Annotated in this window: 1 protein-coding gene and 1 pseudogene; one reads left to right on the forward strand and one right to left on the reverse strand. The window is 71.0% G+C overall.

Features of this window, described 5'->3' with window-relative positions; all coding sequences use genetic code 11:
- Positions 1–53 precede the first annotated feature (53 nt).
- Positions 54–1,337 carry an adenylosuccinate synthase gene (locus KN815_RS46185; protein ID WP_216347765.1) on the reverse strand — a complete coding sequence of 428 codons (1,284 nt, stop codon included), beginning with the start codon at positions 1,335–1,337 and terminating at the stop codon, positions 54–56.
- A gap of 214 nt (positions 1,338–1,551) precedes the next feature.
- Between KN815_RS46185 and KN815_RS51270 the strand changes: the two are divergent.
- Positions 1,552–2,177, forward strand: a pseudogene (locus KN815_RS51270) (hypothetical protein); the annotation flags it as partial.

Below are 2,177 nucleotides of genomic sequence, written 5' to 3' on the forward strand. Positions count from 1 at the left end.
GGCCGCTCTCCCGTCCGAGGGTCAGGGGCTCAAAGGCCCAGAGGCCCAGAGGCTCAGAGGAACGAGTTGATCTGGATGGTCTCGTCGCGGCCCGGTCCGACGCCGATCGCCGAGATCGGGGCGCCCGACATCTCCTCCAGCGTCTGGACGTACCTCTGCGCGTTCTTCGGCAGCTCGTCGAAGGTCTTGGCCTGGGTGATGTCCTCCGACCAGCCCGGCAGGGTCTCGTAGATCGGCTTGGCATGGTGGAAGTCGCTCTGGCTGTACGGCAGCTCCTCGACCCGCTTGCCGTCGATCTCGTAGGCGACGCACACCGGGATCCGCTCCCAGCCGGTGAGCACGTCCAGCTTGGTGAGGAAGAAGTCGGTCAGGCCGTTGACCCGGGTCGCATAGCGCGCGATGACCGCGTCGAACCAGCCGCAGCGCCGGTCGCGCCCGGTGGTCACGCCCCGCTCGCCGCCGATCGTGCGCAGCTTCTCGCCGTCCTCGTCGAGCAGCTCGGTGGGGAACGGGCCCGCGCCGACGCGGGTGGTGTACGCCTTCAGGATGCCGATCACGCGGTTGATCTTCGTGGGGCCCACTCCGGCGCCGGTGCAGGCGCCGCCCGCGGTCGGGTTGGAGGAGGTGACGAAGGGATACGTGCCGTGGTCGACATCGAGCAGGGTGCCCTGGCCGCCCTCGAAGAGGACGACCTGGCCCTGGTCGATGGCGTTGTTGAGCAGCAGGGTGGTGTCGGCGACATAGCCGCGGAGCGGGTCCGCGTAGCCCAGCAGCTCCTCGACGACCTGGTCGATCGCGATGGCGCGGCGGTTGTAGAGCTTGGCCAGCACCTGGTTCTTGTAGTCCAGGGCCGCCTCGACCTTCTGCCGCAGGATCGACTCGTCGAAGAGGTCCTGGACCCGGATGCCCACCCGGTTGATCTTGTCCGCGTAGGCCGGGCCGATGCCGCGGCCGGTGGTGCCGATCTTCCGCTTGCCGAGGAATCGTTCCGACACCTTGTCGAGGGTCGTGTGATACGGCGTGATCAGATGGGCGTTACCGCTGATCAGCAGCTTGGAGGTGTCGACACCGCGCTCATCCAGCCCGCTCAGCTCGGAGAGCAGGACCGCGGGGTCCACGACGACACCGTTGCCGATGACCGGGGTGCACCCGGGCGACAGGATTCCGGACGGGAGGAGGTGCAGCGCGTACTTCTGGTCGCCCACCACCACGGTGTGGCCGGCGTTGTTACCGCCCTGGTAGCGCACTACATAATCGACGGAGCCGCCGAGCAGATCGGTGGCCTTCCCCTTGCCCTCGTCACCCCACTGAGCACCGAGCAGCACAAGTGCGGGCACAGGCGTACACCCCTTCCGGGCGGGGCATGTCCAACGTGCATGGTGACGTGCGCCACCACAAGAGCCGTCGAACCGGTGCCCCGGATAGACGAAGCCCCTGGCGCAACAGCGACAGGGGCTCTTGCACCGAGAGATTACCTGAGGAAGGACCGAGGTGTCGGCTCCAGATCCCCGGCCCCCTGCGCCGGACACCGTCCGGGGGCGCCCGCTGCTCATGGTCATCGACCCCAACGCCCGGCGAACGGACGGGGAGTCGGTGCGGATCGCGAAGGATGTGCTCTGTGCGGGCGCGCAGACGAAAATCTGCCTGCCGGACGGCCCGGAGGAAGTCGAGCGGGCACTGGCCCGCCGGGGCGCCCGCCGGCCGGTGCTGGTGGGCGACGACCGCGCCCTGCTGCGGATGGTGGAGCTGCTGCACCGGCGGCGGGAGCTGGCGGACGCGACGCTGTCGGTGGTCCCGGTCGGCGGCTCCGCGACGGTCGCCCTGGCCCATTCGCTCGGCGTGCCGACGGACGCGGTCGCCGCGGCCCGTACGGTCCTCGACGGCACGGCCCGGCCGCGTGATCTGCTGGTGGACGAGAGCGGCGGGGTGGTCCTCGGGGGCCTGCGGATCCCCTCCGGACACGCTCCTTACGGTGCGCATGGGACGCCGGGCGGCGGATGCGGCGCGGTGGCCGGGCCGGACGGACCGGACGGGCATGACCCGGGCCCGCACGACGGCGGGGCGCGGGGCCGGGACTGCCGCTGCGATCCCTGCGACCGCGACCGCCGCCGCCGGGCCGAGGAGGACGGAGACGGCGGCGGGGGCGGGGACGGGGACGGCGGAGAGAGCGGGGGCCC

This window comes from Streptomyces niphimycinicus (assembly GCF_018883605.1).
GTDB classification, from domain to species: domain Bacteria; phylum Actinomycetota; class Actinomycetes; order Streptomycetales; family Streptomycetaceae; genus Streptomyces; species Streptomyces niphimycinicus.